Here is a 1,947-nt window from a genome sequence, read left to right as displayed (position 1 = left end):
CGCATCAAGACCCTGCTTGCTTCGCATGGGCTAACCAACCGCATCAACCTGCATGACTCGGCGATCTATTTTGATGCTGAGAGGGCCCGTCCAATTTTCGAGAACGCACTCGAAACCATCACCAGCAAGGAGGCCGCCCAGGTTCTCGGTATCAGCGAAGAAAAGCTTCGTCTGCTTGTAAAGTCCGGACTTCTTCCGCAGGTTGAAGGACGAGAAGAGCGCCGGGATTATATTCGTATCCAACGGCTGGACCTAAACGATCTGCAGGCCAGATTGGTTTCCCATGCCGAGCGGATCGAGGAGAGCGACGAGGCATGGATCTCCCCGCAGGATTTCGCGCAAGGGTATTCCTTTCCGCTGAATGATATCTTGAAATTGCTACTCGACGCAACTATCGCCTCGCGGGTTATTGCGGGCAATGAAGGGCTGGTCGAGCGGCTGCGTATCAATAAAGATGAAGTGCGTCTGATCGCTCTTCAGCAGCAAGTGGATAGCGACGAAAAATTCATCACGTTCCAGGACGCTCTTGGATTACTCGGAACCTCTGATCCAACCCTGATTGAGCTAATCAAACAGGGATACATCACCGAGACGAAGTACGAACGCTCGGCAAAAAGAGCCCGCTTGATCAGCGAGAATTCCATTATGGATTTCAAGACACGGTTCATCTCTCTTGTCGATTTTTGCGATGAAATCGGGGCAAATCGGGCCGGAATGAAAAAACGCCTTGCGGACCTCAATGTGAAGCCGCTGTTTGACAAGAGCAATCGAGTTGCCAGTTATTATTCTCGGATCGATATCAGCAAGGTTCAGACCGCCATGATCCAATCGTAATAAGCATCAGCACGTAAAACCAACCAAAGCCCGCTTAGCGGGCTTTTTTTTGCATCGTAAGACCGAAACGGACAAATCAAACGAAGCGAAACGATCATACCTTTCTGACAGCATGCCAAAAAGACCAACAAAATCAATGCTAATAAGAGCGAATAAGACAAACCTAGGCAGCATTTACACTGCTGTAAACGCCGCCTTGGTTTGTCCCCCTGAGCCTTGGTATGGGCATTTCGTTGCATTTGATTTGTCCCGTTCAGAAATAATTATCAATTCGAGGCGCGCCCTCCCAAACGATGTCTCGTGATTGACGACAGGACTTCACCTGAAAGGAGGCCTTTCATCACTAGCTGTGCGAATAAGCACGAGCATGTGATCGCACGACCACGAAAACATGCGTCCGCACAGCTGATCTTTTGATCTAATAGCAGCGTCTAAGACCATGCCCTACCCTTGTATTTCTTCGCTAATAGGGACACAAAATGACAACATTGATATTTTGGGGGCAGATTCGATGGTCGATAGTGTAATTCAAGTCGCGCTACATGACTTGCGCCGCAAAGGCGCAAGCGACTTCGAAACAAAATTTGGCAAGGCACAATTAGAAGTTTCAGAAACAGTCGTTCGCGTTGTCAACGAAATTCACGGGCTTTACGCCAGTAAAGCGACTAAGGCCCACGGAAAATTTTCGACACAAATTGCCGATTATCCTGCCCAAACGTTTATCGCCGAGTTTGAGAAGGAAAATTATAAAAACTTCTCCGATCTGACAATGAAACTCATGGGTACATTGGCTGTCCAAGCAAAGCAGAAGCCGGGCGCGACAGGTGGCCACGTACTCTTCGCTCATATCGAAAAAGATGATCAAATTTATTTATTGGTAGCAATTATTAACGAAAAATTAGGGGCAGCACTCACCAGTGATCTTGATATTGCGGACATAAAACATCTCGATCTTGATGGTTTCCGGTTTGCTGGACGAGTTAATATTACTGCATGGCTTGCCGCCGCTGATCGATACATCGGCTTTTTAAAAGGTTGTCCGTCGTCGAATGATTTGAGACTATTTGTGCTTTTGAAGATTGGAGTTTCCGGCTCGGTTTGGGGTTTGATTTA

The 1,947-nt window shown here is 47.6% G+C and carries 2 protein-coding genes; both read left to right on the top strand.

Going from position 1 to position 1,947, the window contains the following annotated elements; translation table 11 throughout:
• On the top strand, window positions 1-834 hold an 834-nt coding region (locus HWX93_RS22620), incomplete at its 5' end, for a helix-turn-helix domain-containing protein (RefSeq protein ID WP_176038804.1).
• Window positions 835-1,345: 511 nt separating this feature from the next.
• Window positions 1,346-1,947, top strand: a 602-nt coding sequence (locus HWX93_RS22615) for a nucleoid-associated protein (RefSeq protein WP_176038803.1), incomplete at its 3' end; no start/stop codon positions are given.

The organism is Brucella tritici (genome assembly GCF_902825325.1).
Classification (GTDB): Bacteria; Pseudomonadota; Alphaproteobacteria; order Rhizobiales; family Rhizobiaceae; genus Brucella.
Note: the sequence above shows the minus strand (reverse complement) of the source record. Positions and strands in the feature narration are given on the sequence as shown.